The 16,449-nt window shown below is 65.7% G+C and carries 10 protein-coding genes and 2 tRNA genes; 5 read left to right on the top strand and 7 right to left on the bottom strand.

Features of this window, described 5'->3' with window-relative positions; translation table 11 throughout:
* Nucleotides 1-3: 3 nt before the first annotated feature.
* The 7 genes from CGK74_RS06730 to malQ all read right to left on the bottom strand — a co-directional run bounded on the left by CGK74_RS06730 (nt 4) and on the right by malQ (nt 7,348).
* The gene (locus CGK74_RS06730; protein WP_094267723.1) at nt 4-2,199 is read right to left on the bottom strand and encodes an OsmC domain/YcaO domain-containing protein; all 2,196 of its coding nucleotides are present in this window, start codon (nt 2,197-2,199) and stop codon (nt 4-6) included.
* Nucleotides 2,200-2,563: 364 nt separating this feature from the next.
* Nucleotides 2,564-3,298, bottom strand: coding sequence for a hypothetical protein (locus CGK74_RS06725; RefSeq protein WP_094267722.1), 735 nt, complete (start codon nt 3,296-3,298; stop codon nt 2,564-2,566).
* Between the two features lie 97 nt (nt 3,299-3,395).
* Nucleotides 3,396-4,742, bottom strand: coding sequence for a hypothetical protein (locus CGK74_RS06720; RefSeq protein ID WP_240498647.1), 1,347 nt, complete (start codon nt 4,740-4,742; stop codon nt 3,396-3,398).
* A 126-nt stretch (nt 4,743-4,868) separates the two neighbouring features.
* A tRNA-Cys gene (locus tag CGK74_RS06715) sits at nt 4,869-4,942 on the bottom strand.
* Between the two features lie 78 nt (nt 4,943-5,020).
* Nucleotides 5,021-5,096 (bottom strand) — tRNA-Gly (locus CGK74_RS06710).
* 65 nt (nt 5,097-5,161) lie between these two features.
* Nucleotides 5,162-5,737 carry a CDP-diacylglycerol--glycerol-3-phosphate 3-phosphatidyltransferase gene (pgsA, locus tag CGK74_RS06705; RefSeq protein ID WP_094267721.1) on the bottom strand — a complete coding sequence of 192 codons (576 nt, stop codon included), beginning with the start codon at nt 5,735-5,737 and terminating at the stop codon, nt 5,162-5,164.
* An 18-nt stretch (nt 5,738-5,755) separates the two neighbouring features.
* A complete protein-coding gene (malQ, locus tag CGK74_RS06700) occupies nt 5,756-7,348 on the bottom strand; it encodes a 4-alpha-glucanotransferase (RefSeq protein WP_094267720.1) in 1,593 nt (530 codons plus the stop codon).
* A 115-nt stretch (nt 7,349-7,463) separates the two neighbouring features.
* Between malQ and CGK74_RS06695 the strand changes: the two genes are divergently transcribed.
* The 5 genes from CGK74_RS06695 (at nt 7,464) to CGK74_RS06675 (ending at nt 16,431) form a co-directional block, all read left to right on the top strand.
* Nucleotides 7,464-8,516 carry a glucokinase gene (locus CGK74_RS06695; RefSeq protein WP_094267719.1) on the top strand — a complete coding sequence of 351 codons (1,053 nt, stop codon included), beginning with the start codon at nt 7,464-7,466 and terminating at the stop codon, nt 8,514-8,516.
* Nucleotides 8,517-8,564: 48 nt separating this feature from the next.
* The gene (gene pgi / locus CGK74_RS06690) at nt 8,565-10,208 is read left to right on the top strand and encodes a glucose-6-phosphate isomerase (protein WP_094267718.1); all 1,644 of its coding nucleotides are present in this window, start codon (nt 8,565-8,567) and stop codon (nt 10,206-10,208) included.
* 133 nt (nt 10,209-10,341) lie between these two features.
* The gene (glgB, locus tag CGK74_RS06685; protein WP_420823166.1) at nt 10,342-12,600 is read left to right on the top strand and encodes a 1,4-alpha-glucan branching protein GlgB; all 2,259 of its coding nucleotides are present in this window, start codon (nt 10,342-10,344) and stop codon (nt 12,598-12,600) included.
* On the top strand, nt 12,593-14,797 hold the full coding sequence (glgX, locus tag CGK74_RS06680; protein WP_240498645.1) for a glycogen debranching protein GlgX: 2,205 nt from the start codon (nt 12,593-12,595) through the stop codon (nt 14,795-14,797). The genes glgB and glgX overlap by 8 nt, the downstream gene beginning before the upstream one ends.
* On the top strand, nt 14,794-16,431 hold the full coding sequence (locus CGK74_RS06675) for an alpha-D-glucose phosphate-specific phosphoglucomutase (protein WP_094267716.1): 1,638 nt from the start codon (nt 14,794-14,796) through the stop codon (nt 16,429-16,431). The genes glgX and CGK74_RS06675 overlap by 4 nt, the downstream gene beginning before the upstream one ends.
* Nucleotides 16,432-16,449 lie beyond the last annotated feature (18 nt).

Raw genomic sequence — 16,449 nt, 5'->3', positions numbered from 1 at the left:
GGCTTACGCCGCCCTGCGGGCGCGGGCCACGTGCAGCTTCCTGTAGCTGTCGATCAGGCGCTGGTGCCGGTCGAGCCCTTCCAGCTTCATGCTCGTTGGCGTCAGGCCGTAGAAGCGCACGCTGCCGTCCACCGACCCGATCACCGCGTCCATCCGCGCGTTGCCGAACATCCGGCGGAAGTTGAGCTCGTAGTCGTCGAGTTCCAGATCGTCGTCCAGCAGCACCTCGAGCACCGCGTTCATGGCCTGGTAGAACAGCACGCGCTCGACCGTGTTCTCGTTGTACTGCAGGAAGGCTTCGACCCGCTCCTTCGCCGCCTCGAACTGCCGCAAGGCGAGGTTGATCAGCAGCTTCAGCTCCAGAATCGTCAGCTGGCCCCAGACCGTATTCTCGTCAAACTCGATACCGATCAAGGTAATGATGTCGGTGTAGTCATCGAGTTCGCTGTCTTCCAGGCGATCAAGCAGCGCCTCGAGGCCAGCATCATCGAGGCGATGCAGGTTCAGGATATCCGCGCGGAAGGCAAGTGCCTTGTTGGTGTTGTCCCAGATCAGATCCTCGACCGGATAGATCTCCGAATAGCCGGGCACCAGAATGCGGCAGGCCGTTGCGCCGAGCTGGTCATACACCGCCATGTAAACTTCCTTGCCCATCTCCTCGAGAATGCCGAACAAGGTTTCGGCCTCGTCGGCATTGGAGTTTTCGCCCTGGCCCGAGAAGTCCCATTCGACGAACGCGTAATCGGCCTTGGCACTGAAGAAGCGCCACGACACCACGCCGCTGGAATCGATGAAGTGCTCGACGAAATTGTTCGGCTCGGTGACGGCACTGGTCTCGAAAGTGGGTGGAGGCAGATCGTTCAGCCCTTCGAAACTGCGCCCTTGCAGCAGCTCGGTAAGACTGCGCTCCAGCGCCACCTCCAGGCTCGGATGCGCCCCAAACGAGGCAAACACACCACCCGTCCGCGGATTCATCAGGGTCACGCACATCACCGGAAACACGCCGCCCAGCGACGCATCCTTCACCAGCACCGGAAAACCCTGCTTCTCCAGCGCTTCGATGCCGGCCAGAATGCCCGGATACTTCGCCAGCACCTCTTGCGGCACATCGGGCAGCGCTATTTCGCCTTCAATGATTTCGCGCTTTACCGCCCGCTCGAAGATCTCCGACAGGCATTGCACCTGCGCTTCGGCCAGCGTATTGCCGGCGCTCATGCCATTGCTGAGATAGAGATTGTCGATCAGATTGGACGGGAAATACACCACCGCGCCGTCCGACTGACGCACAAAGGGCAGCGAGCAGATGCCGCGCTTCGTGTTGCCGGAGTTGGTGTCGTACAGATGCGAGCCACGCAGCTCGCCGTCGGGGTTGTAGATCTTCAGGCAGTACGCGTCGAGAATGCCAGCCGGCAGCGCATCCTTGGGGCCGGGCTTGAACCAGCGCTCATTCGGGTAATGCACGAATTCCGCATTGGCAATGTCCTCCCCCCAGAACTGGTCATTGTAGAAATGATTGCAGTTCAGTCGCTCGATATACTCCCCCAGAGCCGATGCCAGCGCGCTTTCCTTGCTCGCACCCTTGCCATTGGTGAAACACATCGGCGAGTGCGCATCGCGGATATGCAGTGACCACACATTGGGAACCAGATTGCGCCACGAAGCAATTTCAATCTTGATGCCCAGGTCCGCCAGAACCTCCGACATATTCGCGATGGTCCGCTCCAGCGGCAGATCCTTGCCCAGAATGTAGGTGCATGCGTCCGAATCCGGATTCAGCGTCAGCAAGGCCTGGGCGTCGGCATCCAGACTCTCCACTTCCTCGATCACGAACTCGGGCCCCGTCTGCACCACCTTCTTGACCGTGCACCGTTCGACGGAACGCAAGATGCCCTGCCGGTCTGCGGCGGAGATATCCTCCGGCAATTCGATCTGGATCTTGAAGATCTGCTTGTAGCGGTTCTCCGGATCGACAATGTTGTTCTGCGAAAGGCGGATGTTGTCCGTAGGAATATTGCGCGTTTCGCAGTACAGCTTCACGAAGTAAGCCGCACACAGAGCCGACGAAGCCAGGAAGTAATCGAACGGACCCGGCGCCGAGCCATCGCCCTTGTAGCGGATGGGCTGGTCCGCGATAACGGTGAAGTCATCGAACTTGGCCTCGAGGCGGAGCTTGTCGAGAAAATTGACCTTGATTTCCATGGGGGAATCCTGAACCGGCGCAATAACGAAATGGCCGCCATTATCGCCGTTTTCCCAGCGGGAGAACGGCAAACTGGAAAATTCAGGAGTCCCTTTGCTGGCGCGGTCACCACCATGCGCGGCCAAGCCTGTCGGCCAGATCGTCAGGGGGCGTCGGCAGCCTGGCGACCGCCGGCGCCTAGGTCGCCAGGCCCGATCGAACGGACGGTCATGCCTTGGTCGAACTGTTGCTATCGACCCGATGGTGGCTGTCGGCACTTGAAAAAGCGGACTTCCGCAGGCATGACTTCACGCTGAGACCTATCAGCTGCATCGTGTATGCAGCGAATCAGCTGTGCGCTATAGCACTAGGATTTCCCACGATTTACTCGCAGGCTTTCGCCAGCACATCTTCGTAGATGACTGTATCGGCGAGCGCGAATAACAACATTTCCACTTCATGAATATGCGTTTCGTCGCCCCATAACTCCTTGCTGACAGTGACCATCAGGTCCAGATAGTCAAGGTATGCATCTCGTTCATTAATGAAGTGTGCCTTTTTTATATCTTTCGGGTTGCTGCCGCCGCCCTTCTTGAGCTTCTGCTTCAGAAGGAGTGTAGAAATGTCCATAATATTCAGGCGCGTATTTCTTCCCTCTGGAACAGGAAATATTTTTTGTTCACCGCCGTCCAAATAGTTAATAGCATTAATGGAATAGGCCACGCGCGAATCATAGATGCACGCCCACGAGGGGTACATCAGCGATAACCATTTTGACCAGCTACTCACTGATGCGTACTTTGGCTTGAAGTCCGCCGGCCGCGTTTGGGAGCCTTGCCACTTCGAGAAGTCCTCGACCGTCTCCTTAGACTTGGAAAATCGCTTTATTCCACCCCATTCTGTGATGAAGTAATGAGCAACGTCCACCTGCGCTTCTGGGTTATTTGAAAGGTATTCACGCAGTCCACGCTTAAGTGAGATAGTTTTCTCCAGCCAGTTCGTTCCATCAGCGACAACGCCAAATTTCTTTTGAGGTACAGTTTCATCGAAGCCCCACGTGTAAAGGGCGGAAATATTTTCTTTCTTGCCTCGCAGGTAGTTAGCAATTTTATTATTCATAGTGTTCGCGCTATTTGTTGTTATGACGAAGAAACGCTAGCGTTTCTGACAATCGCTCAGGTACGACAGGTGGAGAGAATCGGGGGCGGCTGTGCCTTCAGCCCGTCACGAACACCGGCGCGAAACCGCCACCCGGCGTGCGGAAGTTGGTCGTCTGCCCCCGGTACAGCCGGGCTGCGGCCAGCTGAAGGTGGCCGTCGTACGCATACACGCGGATATCGAGCTTCAGATCGCTGTCCTGTCCGTCGAGCGCGACACGTCGCTCGGATGGCGGGACGGTACGCTGGGCGACGTAGTCGCCGGTGAGGATGTGCTCCCACACGCTGCGGGTGAGCTTGTCGCCACGATAGGCCGCGCGGCTGCCGAAGCCGGTCGCCGGCTTGAAGAACAGCTTGCGGCGGTCCGCCCACAGCGCCTCGGCCCGCTCGGGCGTGACTTCAACGGTGCGTGGAATGCCGGCCAGCAGGCAGTCGATGAGTTCGGGCGCGATGCCAAGCGCGGCGAGGCGTTCTCGATCGCTGAAGACTGCGAGGTTCCGCTTGTCGGCGTAGAGGGCGTGGGCAGCCGGATGGGGTGTCAGCACGACGGCGCCGGCCTCGTAGGCCGCGCGCAGCGCTGAGACGCCGGGCGACTCGAGGTAGAAATCCGTGAGCCGGTTGTACACGAGATCGATGCGGCCGGCCTGATGCATGAGTTCGCCGCCGATCCAGGACAACTCGGCCGGATCGGCGATCACGGCATCGATGCCGGCGGCGGCGAAGAGCTGACGGAACAGCAGGAACTCGGGATGGAGAAACTGCTGCTCGGGTGCCTCGTCGACGATGGCGATGCGTGCGGGCCGTCCGCTGCGCCCCTGCAGCGCCCATTCGTGCATGAAGGCATCGAGCCAGACGGTGGGCAAGGCCTCCAGGTCGGCCGTGGGGTGCAGGTGACGCACGATCTGCGCGCAACAGGCCTCCTGCGCTCGCGCCAGTGCAAGGTTCAGTATCGCCCCGCCGGCGTTGGTGTTGATCTCGATCAGCTGCGGACCCTGGGCGCCCAGATGGAAGTCGTAGCCCATGAACACTCCGCGCGGCCCCGGGGACCGTTGAGCGATGGCGGGCGCGCTCGCGAGCACTGCGTCGCGATAGCCGGGCATTGCGACGACCTGCTCGATGGCGGCAACGATCCGGCTCATTGCCTGGAGGGTCTCGGCCGAGATGAACACCGCCGTGGCCGAGAACAGGTGCGGCCGCGTCTGGCCGATTTCTGTCGACAGACCGTGCAGCGCGGGTTCGACTTCGAGCTGACGGCGCAGTCGCGCGGGGTCCAGGCTGCGGCACGTACAGAAACGGTTCAGCGATGCGGCAACGGCCGCCGCAGCGGTCTCATCCTCGAAGGGGTAGCGTTCCTGCGTTGGTTCGCCCCTCTCTGCCCGCTGCCCTGCCCCGGCGTCTGCGCCCATGTCACGCTCTCCTGTGCTGCCCCGCGTAGCATAACGGCTGCCGCATGCGGCCGCTGCAGGGCCGAACGGGCAGACGGTAGACAAGAAAAAGCCCGCACGCGGCGGGCTGTTCTCTTTGCTGCTGTTTGGAGGCGCGACTCGGAATCGAACCGGGGTACACGGCTTTGCAGGCCGCTGCATAACCACTCTGCCATCGCGCCGTGAAGCTTTGCAGTGCAGGCCATTTCGACCTGCGTGGCACATGAGGCTTGCTGCCCTGCACCTGCCACCTGAATGCTTGGAGCGGGAAACGAGTCTCGAACTCGCGACCTCAACCTTGGCAAGGTTGCGCTCTACCAACTGAGCTATTCCCGCTCGGGAAAGACCGCCATTATAGGCAGCGTTTTTCGGCTGTCAAGCTGAAGTTGCCTTACCGCGCGTCAGCTCTTCTGGTCGGCCATCAACAGGGGAATGGCCCGATGCAGGTAATACCCCATCGACCACAAGGTCAGTGCAGCAGCCACATAGATCAGCACGCTGCCAAGCTTCGTCAGGTCAATGGACAGCAGCGGCGCGTTGTACAGCAGCAGGGGGATGGCGGCCATCTGCGCGGCGGTCTTGAGCTTGCCGACATGGGCGACCGCCACGCTGGCCGACTTGCCGACGCGGGCCATCCATTCGCGCAGCGCCGAAATCGTGATTTCGCGCCCGATGATGATGACGGCGATGATGGCGTCGACCCGTGCGAGCTGGACGAGCAGGATCAGCGCCGCGGCCACCATGAGCTTGTCGGCGACGGGGTCGAGGAAGGCACCGAAGGCGGACGTCTGGCCGAGCGCACGTGCCAGATAGCCGTCGAACCAGTCGGTGACGGCTGCGGCGGCGAACAGTGCGGTGGCGATCAGGTTCTTGTGCGGTACGGACAGCCAGGCGTCGGGCAGGTAGAAGACGCCCACGAAAATCGGGATCAGCGCAATGCGGGCCCAGGTGAGGGTGTTGGGGATATTGAATGGCATGCCGCGCGGGCCGGGTCGCTAATGGGATGGCGCGAGTATATCAGCGCCTCGGGCCGACTCAGGCGTCGCGACCTCCGCCTGCGGCAGCCGGCCGTAAAGGGCGGCCAGTTCGGCCAGGCGATCGGCGTGCCAGCCGTCGACCTGGCCCCAGTGGAAGCGCCAGCACCAAACCCCTTCGACGCTGCCTGGCAGGTTCATGCGGGCAGTACTGTCGAGGCCAAGCACGTCCTGCATCGGGACGACGGCGAACCGGGCGACCGACGCGGATGCGGCGCGGATGAAATCCCAATTAATGGCATCGCCGCTGACCGCGAGGTAGCGCCGCACCTGATCCTGCGTTGCGGCCGGCAGAGCCTGCCACCAGCCGAGCGTCGTGTCGTTGTCGTGGGTGCCGGTATACACGACCGTGTCCGGCGTGAAGTTGTGTGGCAGGTAGGCGTTGCCGGCATCGCCGTCGAAGGCGAACTGCAGGACCCGCATGCCGGGTAGCCCGGCCGCTGCCCGCAGCGCGTCAACGGCGGGCGTGATGATGCCGAGGTCCTCGGCGATGATCCGGCGGCCCGCGCTCTGCGGTGTGGCCTGCAGGCCGAGCGCCGCGTACAGGGCGGAGAACAGCGCCCTCCCCGGCCCCGGTTGCCAGGCGCCCTCGACCGCGCTGTCCGCCGCAGCCGGGATGGCCCAGTAGGCTTCGAAGCCGCGGAAATGGTCGATCCTCACGAGGTCGAACAGCGTCAGCGCGTTGCGCATGCGCTCGATCCACCAGCGGTAGCCCTCGCGCGCATGGGCGGCCCAGTCGTACAGCGGATTGCCCCAGTGCTGCCCCTTCTCGCTGAAGTAATCGGGCGGCACGCCGGCCACCACCCGCAAGCGGCCATCGGCCTCGAGGTCGAAAAGTTGCGGATGCGCCCACACATCTGCGCTGTGCGGGGAAACGAAGATCGGCATGTCGCCGACGATGCGGACGCCACGCCCGTTGGCGTAGGCCTTCAGCCGCTGCCATTGCTCGCGGAAGCACCACTGCCAGAATTTCCAGCTCGCGCACTCCTCCGCGAGTTCGGCTGCCGCAGCCGCCAGCGCGGCGGGCTCGCGGCGCGCGAGGGCGGCCGGCCAGTCCTGCCAGGTGGCATCCGGCGCGTCGCTCTCGCGCTGCCGTGCATCGAGCGCCATGAACAGGGCGTAGTCGTCGAGCCAGCCCTGCTCTGCATGACAGAAGACCTCGAATCGCTGGCGGTCAGCCGCGCGCCCCTCGGCGTGGAATCGCCTTGCCGCCTGCTTGAGGCGTGACATGCGGAACGCGATCACCTGCGGGAAACCCACCCGCTCGTCGCGGAAGCCCGGGTCCGGCACCAGGGCGTCGGCATCGAGCCAGCCGTGGTCAACGAGCTGTGCGAGATCGATCAGCAGTTCGTTGCCGGCAGAGGCCGACGGACTCATGTAGGGCGAGTTGCCCGGCCCGATGCCGCCCAGCGGCAGCACCTGCCACAGCGACTGCCTGCCCGCCACCAGCCAGTCCACGAAGTGGTAGGCGGACGGCCCCAGGTCGCCCGATCCATGCGGCCCCGGCAGCGAGGTAAGGTGCAGAAGGATGCCGCTATGTCTTGACAGATGCATGGAAAGTCCCGGATGGGTTCAGCACAGGGAAAGGCCGATCGACGATGGCAGACATCCGCAGCGACTTCGGCGCCGCGCGTTTCCGTGTCGTTGGACAGAATCGGTGCGCGGTTTCATGATTGCACCCATCTCTCAAATCACCCTTTCGCCATCATTGAGCACTTTCACGCAAACACAGCAGGCCGCGCAAGCGCGGCTCGTGGGTGACATCGGCGGTACGAACGCGCGCTTCGCCATCGTGGATGAACGCGACCGCCTCAGCCATGTGCGCGTACTGCACTGTGCGGACTTCGCCGGTCCCGAGGAGGCCCTTCGCTCCTACGTCGAACTCGAGGCCATTGCGCTGCCGGCCGTGGCCGCTTTCGGCATCGCCAATCCGGTGACGGGCGACGAAGTGGCGATGACCAACCATCGCTGGCGCTTTTCGGTCGAGCACCTGCGGCAGCGAATGGGCCTCGACCGCCTGCTGCTGGTGAATGACTTCACCGCGCTCGCCCTGTCCCTGCCGCAGCTGGCGCAGGACGAGCGGCACGCTGTGGGCGGCGGTACGCCGGTGGCCGGACAGGCGATCGGGTTGATCGGGCCCGGCACCGGCCTCGGCGTATCCGGCCTCCTGCCCGCTGCGGACGGCTACCTGCCGCTTCAGGGCGAAGGGGGGCATGTCACGCTCGCTGCGCGCGATGCGCGCGAGGTACGCATCATCGAATGGATGTGGCGGCACCACGACCACGTGTCGGCAGAACGGGTACTGTCTGGCCCCGGCCTCGTCATGCTGCACGATGCGGTGCGCGATCTCGCCGCTGCCCCGCCGCGGAAGCTGGGCAGCGCGGACATCACCGGACAGGCCCTCGCAGGCACCTGCCCGTATTGTGCCGAAGCACTGGACCTCTTCTGCGCCCTGCTCGGCACCGTCGCGGGCGACCTGGCGCTGACGCTCGGCGCGAGCGGCGGCGTATACCTCGGTGGCGGCATCCTGCCGCGGCTCGGCCCGCTTTTTGCGCAGTCGCGCTTCCGTTCGCGCTTCGAGGACAAGGGGCGTTTCTCGTCCTACCTTGCGCGCATTCCCACTTTCGTGATCGATGCGCCGTATGCCGCGCTGCGCGGTGCCGCGGCCGCGCTGAAATGCCCTGTCCGCGTGGGTTACGACACGACAAAACAGGCACAATAGGCGCAGTGGGTCCAGCGCATTGCCGGGCCCTGATCCGACATCTCGATCATGAGCACTACCAACCCGGAATCCGTCTGGCAGCGCCTTGCTGCCCATCGTGCCGAACTCGGCGAACAGCACCTCAACGAACTGTTCGCGGCCGACCCCACGCGCGCCGGGCGCATGCAGGCGGAGGCGTGCGGCCTGTTCCTCGACTACTCGAAGAACCGCGTCACCGATCAGACCCTGCAGCTTCTGCTGGAACTGGCGAAGGCCTCCGGCCTCGCACAGCGCCGGACGGCCATGTTCGACGGCGAACGCATCAACACGACCGAACAGCGCGCCGTGCTGCATACCGCGCTGCGACGGCCGCCCAGCGAGATCGTGATGCTGGATGGACGCAACGTCGTGGCGGATGTCGTGGCCGTGCGTGAGCGCATCGCCCGCTTCGCCGAGACCGTTCGCTGCGGTGACTGGCTCGGTTACGACGGGCGCCCGATCACCGACATCGTCAACATCGGCATCGGCGGCTCGGACCTGGGCCCGCTGATGGCGTGCGAAGCACTGAAGCCCTTCGCCCATTCCCGCCTGCGCATGCACTTCGTCTCCAATGTCGACGGCGTGCAGATCGACGACGTGTTGCGCAGCGCTGACCCCGGCACGACGCTGTTCATCGTCGCCTCCAAGACCTTCACCACCCAGGAAACACTGACCAACGCCCACACCGCGCGCACCTGGCTGGTCCGGCATGCCGGCGACGAAGCGGCCATCGCCCGCCACTTTGTCGCCGTGTCGACCAATGCCGAGGCGGTGTCCCGCTTCGGTATCGACACCGCCAACATGTTCGGCTTCTGGGACTGGGTGGGCGGCCGCTATTCGCTGTGGAGCGCCATTGGCCTGCCCATCGTGCTGCAGATCGGCGCGCAGGGCTTCGACGCGCTGCTCGCCGGCGCGCACGCGATGGACGCGCATTTCCGTGAAGCGCCACTCGAGCGGAACCTGCCGGTGCTCATGGCACTGCTCGGCATCTGGAACATCGATTTCCTCGACGCGCGCAGCCACGTGATCGCCCCCTACCACCAGCGCCTGCACCGCCTGCCCGCCTTCCTGCAGCAGCTCGACATGGAATCGAACGGCAAGTCGGTGCGTCTCGACGGCACGCCGGTGGCGCGCCACACCAGCCCGGTGATCTGGGGCGAGCCCGGCATCAACGGTCAGCACGCCTACTTCCAGATGCTGCACCAGGGAACGGGTTTTGCGCCGGTCGACTTCATCGGCGTGCTCGAACGCCCGGATGGCGCCGAGCACCACCACCGCATCGCCTTCGCCAACATGGTCGCCCAGGCCGAGGCGCTGATGCGCGGCAAGTCGGCCGACGAGGCCGCAGCCGAGATGCGTGCCGCGGGCCTTGGCGAGGAACGAATCGGGGCGCTGGTTCCGCATCGCGTCTTCCCCGGCAACCGGCCGAGCAACACGCTGCTGCTGGAACGGCTCGATCCCCGCACCCTTGGCGCATTGCTGGCGCTGTACGAGCACCGCACCTTCGTCCAGGGCGTCGTGTGGGGCGTGAACTCCTTCGACCAGTGGGGCGTGGAACTGGGCAAGCAACTGGCGGCCCGCGTGCTCGACGACCTGGCTGCCGACCAGGACCGCCACCCGCACGATGCGAGCACCGCCGCACTGATCGCCCGCTATCGCCATCCTCCTGCCTGACTCACTGGCGAGGTGCGCCCGGATTTGCCGTGGATCAAGCCTGCGTTCATCGTGCACCGCAGCAGGCGTCGTTTGTGTCAGCATTTGAACTGATGACGACAGCGAAACGGCCACATGCCGTACGGGAAGGCACATGAAAGAAAGACCGGCCCCGCAGCCTGACGCGCAACCCGGCAAAACCGCTGCGCGATCCGACGCCGCGCTGCTTTCCTCGGATGAAACAGCCCGCCTGATGCAGGCACGCCATGGCGATCCTTTCGCTTGCCTCGGCATGCACGAGATCGACGGCCGGATCGTCGTCCGCGCGTTGCTGCCCACAGCGCTGGTGGTGGAGGTGGTCGATCTCCGCGGACGGCGCGTGGCGGCCCTGCAGCGTCTGCCGCACAGCGACGTCTTCGCGGCAACCATGCCGCGGCGGCGCCAGCGCTTTCCCTACCGCCTGCGGGTGCAGTGGCAGGATGGCAACGGCGGCCCCGGCATCTCCAGCGAGATCGAGGACGCCTATCGCTTCGGCCCGCAACTCACCGACCTCGACGTCTGGCTGCTGGCCGAGGGCACCCATCACCGCCCTTATGAGTGGCTCGGTGCGCATCCGGTCGTTGTCGATGGCATTGCCGGCACGCGCTTCGCCGTGTGGGCGCCGAACGCCCGCCGCGTATCGGTCGTGGGCGGTTTCAACAACTGGGACGGACGCCGCCACATGATGCGGCTGCGCCGCGAATGTGGCGTGTGGGAAATCTTCCTGCCGCACGTCGGCGATGGCGACCTGTACAAGTACGAAGTCCTGGGCTGCGATGGCATCATCCGCGTCAAGGCCGACCCCTTCGCCTTCCGCGCCGAGGTCAGGCCACAGACGGCCTCGGTCGTGCAGCGCCTGCTTCCTGGCGTTGCCATCGATGACGAGCGCCGCCGTGCGAACGCGCTCGATGCGCCGATCAGCATCTACGAGGTTCATCTCGGCTCATGGCAGCGCAAGGCGGATGGCAACTGGCTCAGCTACCGGGAACTGGCCGAGCGCCTGATTCCCTACGTGATCGAACAGGGCTTCACCCACATCGAGCTGATGCCGATCCAGGAGCACCCTTTCGACGGCTCGTGGGGTTACCAGCCGACCGGGCCGTACGCGCCCACTTCGCGCTTCGGCACGCCGGAAGACTTCCGCGCCTTCACCACCGCGGCGCGTGCGGCGGGGATCGGCGTCATCCTCGACTGGGTGCCGGCGCATTTCCCCACCGACCACCACGGCCTGGCCCGCTTCGACGGCAGCCACCTGTACGAGCACGCCGACCCGCGTGAAGGCTTCCACCAGGACTGGAACACCCTCATCTACAACTATGGCCGGGGCGAGGTCCGCAACTACCTGACGAGCAACGCGCTGTACTGGATCGAGCGCTTCGGCATCGACGGCCTGCGTGTCGACGCGGTGGCCTCGATGCTCTATCGCGACTACAGCCGTAAGGAAGGCGAATGGGTTCCCAACCGCTTCGGCGGGCGCGAGAACCTCGAAGCCATCGACTTCCTGCGCCGGATGAACCATCTGGTCGGCACGCAACGGCCCGAAGCCATTACGCTGGCCGAAGAATCGACTGCCTTCCCGCAGGTCAGCCGTCCGCCCTCGGCCGATCTGCAGTCCGGCGGCCTGGGCTTCCACTTCAAGTGGAACATGGGCTGGATGAACGACGTGCTGTCCTACATGGCGAAGGAGCCGGTGCACCGCCGTTACCATCACGACCAGATCCGCTTCTCGCTGGTCTATGCCTTTACCGAGAACTTCGTGCTGCCGCTGTCGCACGACGAAGTGGTGCACGGCAAGGGCTCGCTGCTCGCCAAGATGCCGGGCGACGACTGGCAGAAATTCGCCAATCTGCGCCTGCTCTACGGCTTCATGTGGGGGCATCCGGGCAAGAAGCTGCTGTTCATGGGCTGCGAGTTCGCGCCGTGGCAGGAATGGAATGCCGACGAATCCCTGCCCTGGCACCTCACCGAGCACGCGCCGCACGCGGGCATGCAGCGCCTGGTGCGCGACCTCAACCTCGTGCTGCGCAGCCATCCCGCGCTGTACGAGCAGGACGTGGCGCCCGAAGGCTTCGGCTGGATCAGCCACGACGACGCCGACCACTCGGTGCTGGTGTTCGAGCGACGCGCGCGCGACGGACAGCGCATCGTCGTGGTCTGCAACTTCACCCCGGTGGTGCGCGAACACTGGCGCATCGGCGTGCCGGTCGCCGGCACCTGGCACGAGCTGATCAACACCGACTCGGTGGTGTACTGGGGCTCGGGCGTGGGCAATCCGCCGCGCGCCAGCGAGCCGCTTCCATGGCAAGGCCAGGCGCAGTCGCTGACACTGACGCTGCCGCCGCTGGCCACCCTGATGCTGGTGTGCCGTGACTGACCTGTCCCACGCGCCCGCGAGGACGATCACGCTCGCATCCGGACAGCCCGGTCCGCTCGGGGCCCACTGCGTGGTCGACGGAGAGCAGGCGGGCGTGAATTTTACCGTGTGGGCGCCGGACGCGACGCGGCTCGAGCTGTGCCTCTTCGACGACCGCGGCGAGCACGAGATCGGGCGCCACGACCTCCCCTGCTGCAGCGAGGGCGTGTGGCACGGCCTGCTGCCGGGAGCCGGAGCAGGACTCGTCTATGGGCTGCGTGCGCATGGGCCGTGGGCACCGCACCAGGGACACCGCTTCAATCCGGCGAAGCTGCTGCTCGACCCGTGGGCGCAGGAGGTCGTCGGCAGCTATGGGCGGCAGGGACCGGGCCCCGCGGACGATGCCGCGCTTGCCGCCGAGCTCGCGCTTCACCCCGGCCACACGCCGCAGGCCCCCGAGCAGCCGGACCCGCGCGACAACGCAAGGCATGCCCTCAAGGCGCGCGTTCCTGCGCCGGCCCTGTATGCCGCGCGCCCGCCCCGCCCCCGCATCGCGCGCGACCGCATGGTGCTCTACGAAGCCCATATCCGCAGCCTGACGATGCGTCATCCGGCCATCGAGCCGGCACTGCGCGGCAGCTATGCCGCCCTCGCCCATCCGGCGATGCTTGCGCACTACCGCGAGTTGGGGATCACCACGCTGAACCTGTTGCCGGTGCACTTCCGCGCCGACGAGGCGGCCCTGCAATTGCGCGGCCTGTCGAATCACTGGGGCTACAGCCCCATCGCCTGGCTGGCGCCGGAGACGCGCTACTGGAGCGGCCGGCCCGGCACGAGCGCGGCGGGCGAATTCCGCGACATGGTCGACACCCTGCACGCCGCGGGGATCGAGGTGGTGCTCGATGTGGTGTTCAACCACACCGCCGAGACCGATGCATCCGGACCGACGCTGTCGCTGCGCGGGCTGGCCAATGCGCGCTACTACCACCTCATGCCCGGGAATCCCGCGCACGATCAGAACTGGACCGGCTGCGGCAACAGCGTGAAGCTGGCCGAGCCGCGGGTGCTGGAGCTGGTCGTCGGCGCCTTGCGCCACTGGGCCACGCACTACGGCATCGACGGCTTTCGCTTCGACCTTGCGAGCACGCTGGGGCGCGACCGCCACGGCAACTTCAACCGCGACGCGGGCTTCTTCGCCGCGCTGCAGGCCGACCCAGTGCTTTCGGACTTGAAGTGGATTGCAGAGCCCTGGGATCTTGGCGCCGGCGGCTACCAGCTCGGCGCCTTTCCGGCCGGCTGGATGGAGTGGAACGATCAGTACCGCGACACGATGCGCGCCTGGTGGCTGCGCGGCATTGGCGATCGCGGTGTCTTTGCCCACCGGTTGGCAGGTTCGAACACGCAGTTTCACCATGACTCCCGGGCGCCCACAGCCAGCGTCAATTATCTCGCCGCACACGACGGCTTCACCCTGCGCGACCTCGTCAGCTACGACCACAAGCACAACCAAGCCAATGGCGAGAACAACCGCGACGGCCATCACCACAACGCCTCATGGAACTGCGGCGTAGAGGGCGAAACCGACAGTGTCGAGGTCAATGAGCTCCGCCATCGCCTGCAGCGGGCGCTGATGGCGACGCTGCTGTGCTCGCAGGGCACACCAATGCTGCTTGCGGGCGACGAGATCGGCCACAGCCAGGGCGGCAACAACAACGCCTATTGCCAGGACAACGCCACGACCTGGCTCGACTGGGCCGCTGCGGACCGCGATCTGCTCGCCTGCACCCGGCGACTGCTGCAACTGCGCCATCGCTGGGCGGCCTTGCGCATCGGGCGCTGGTTGTCGCCGGCGGCGGAAGCCGATGCCGACAGCGCTTCGGCCTTGTGGCTGCGTGCGGACGGCAGGGCGCTCACGGGCACCGATTGGGCAGGCACCGCTGACCGCGCGCTCGCGGTGCGCCTCGACCCCGGGGCTGGCAAGGGCTCACCCGCCATCGTGCTGGTCAATCCCGAAGCATCACCGCGTCGCTTCGTCCTGCCCGCCGGCACCTGGACCTCCGTGTTCGACAGCGATCGTCGCGATGGCGCTCCGGCGCCGGACACCGATTCACCCCTTACCGGCCCCATCGCCGTTGCGGGCCGCAGCCTCTGCATCCTGATCGACTCGGCCACGGCGGCCGAGCCGCACCCATCACCCTCTGAAAACACCTCGTCATGAATATCGAGACCGTCAGCACCCGCCCCTTCCCCGGCCAGCGTCCCGGCACCTCCGGCCTGCGCAAAAAAGTCAGCGTGTTCCAGCAGCCGCACTACCTGGAAAACTTCGTCCAGGCGCTGTTCGACATCCTTCCGGACCGCGCAGGCCAGACCCTGGTGGTCGGCGGCGACGGCCGCTTCCACAACCGCGTGGCGGTCCAGACCATCCTGCGCATGGCGGCGGCGAACGGCTTCGGCAAGGTGCTGGTCGGCCGCGGCGGGCTGCTGTCGACGCCGGCCGTGAGCGCGGTGATCCGCAAGCACGCCTGCTTCGGCGGCATCATCCTGTCGGCCAGCCACAACCCCGGCGGCCCGGAGGGCGATTTCGGCATCAAGTACAACATCGCCAACGGCGGCCCGGCGCCCGAGCGCATCACCGAGGCGATCTACGCGCGCAGCGGCATCCTGTCCGAATACCGCATCGCCGCTGGCACGGCCGACGTCGACCTCGAGACGCTCGGGACGCAGCGCATCGGCGACATGCAGATCGAGGTCATCGACCCTGTGGCCGATTATGCGGAGCTGATGCAGCGGCTGTTCGACTTCGACGCCATGCGTGCCTGGTTCGCCAGGGGCGGACGCATGCGCTTCGACGCGATGAGCGCCGTCAGCGGGCCCTACGCCCGCGCCATCCTCGAGGGCATGCTCGGTGCGCCGGCGGGCACCGTGGTGAACGGCGAGCCGCTGGAGGACTTCGGCGGTCATCACCCCGATCCCAACCCCGTGCACGCCACCGAACTGATCGCGGCCATGAGCGGCCCGCAGGCGCCCGACCTCGGTGCCGCCTCCGACGGCGACGCCGACCGCAACATGATCCTCGGCCGCGATTTCGTCGTCACCCCGTCGGACAGCCTCGCCGTCCTGGCCGCCAACGCGACGTGCGTGCCCGGCTACCGTGACGGGCTGGCGGGCATCGCGCGCTCGATGCCGACCTCGTGCGCTGCCGACGCGGTCGCCGCGGCGCTCGGCATCCCCTGCTACGAAACGCCCACCGGCTGGAAGTTCTTCGGCAACCTGCTCGACGCCGGCCGCGCGACGCTGTGCGGCGAGGAAAGCTACGGCACCGGCTCGAACCATGTGCGCGAGAAGGACGGCCTGTGGGCGGTGCTGTTCTGGCTCAACCTGCTCGCGGTGACGGGACAGTCGGTCGATACGCTGGTTCGTGCGCATTGGGCGCGCTTTGGCCGCCATTACTACTCGCGCCACGACTGGGAGGGCATCGCCACCGAGCGCGCCGATGCGCTGATGACCACGCTGCGGGCGAAGCTGCCCGAACTCGCGGGTCGGGACTGCGGCGCCGGGCTGCGGATCGCCCAGGCCGACGATTTCGCCTATACCGACCCGGTCGATGGCTCGGTCAGCACACGCCAGGGCGTGCGCCTGATTTTCGATGGCGGCAGCCGCGTGGTCTTCCGGCTGTCCGGCACTGGCACCGAGGGCGCAACGCTGCGGGTCTATCTCGAACGCTTCGAACCCGACGCGAGCCGGCACGACCTGCCCGCGCAGGCGGCGCTCGCCGAGCTGATCCGCATCGCCGACGAGATTGCCGGGATCCGCAGCCACAGCGGCATGGCGGCGCCGACCGTCATCACCTGATCCGATCCGACACGCACG

Source organism: Thauera propionica, from assembly GCF_002245655.1.
GTDB lineage: Bacteria > Pseudomonadota > Gammaproteobacteria > Burkholderiales > Rhodocyclaceae > Thauera > Thauera propionica.
The sequence above is the reverse complement of the archived record's forward strand: the minus strand, read 5'-3'. Positions and strand labels throughout refer to the sequence as shown.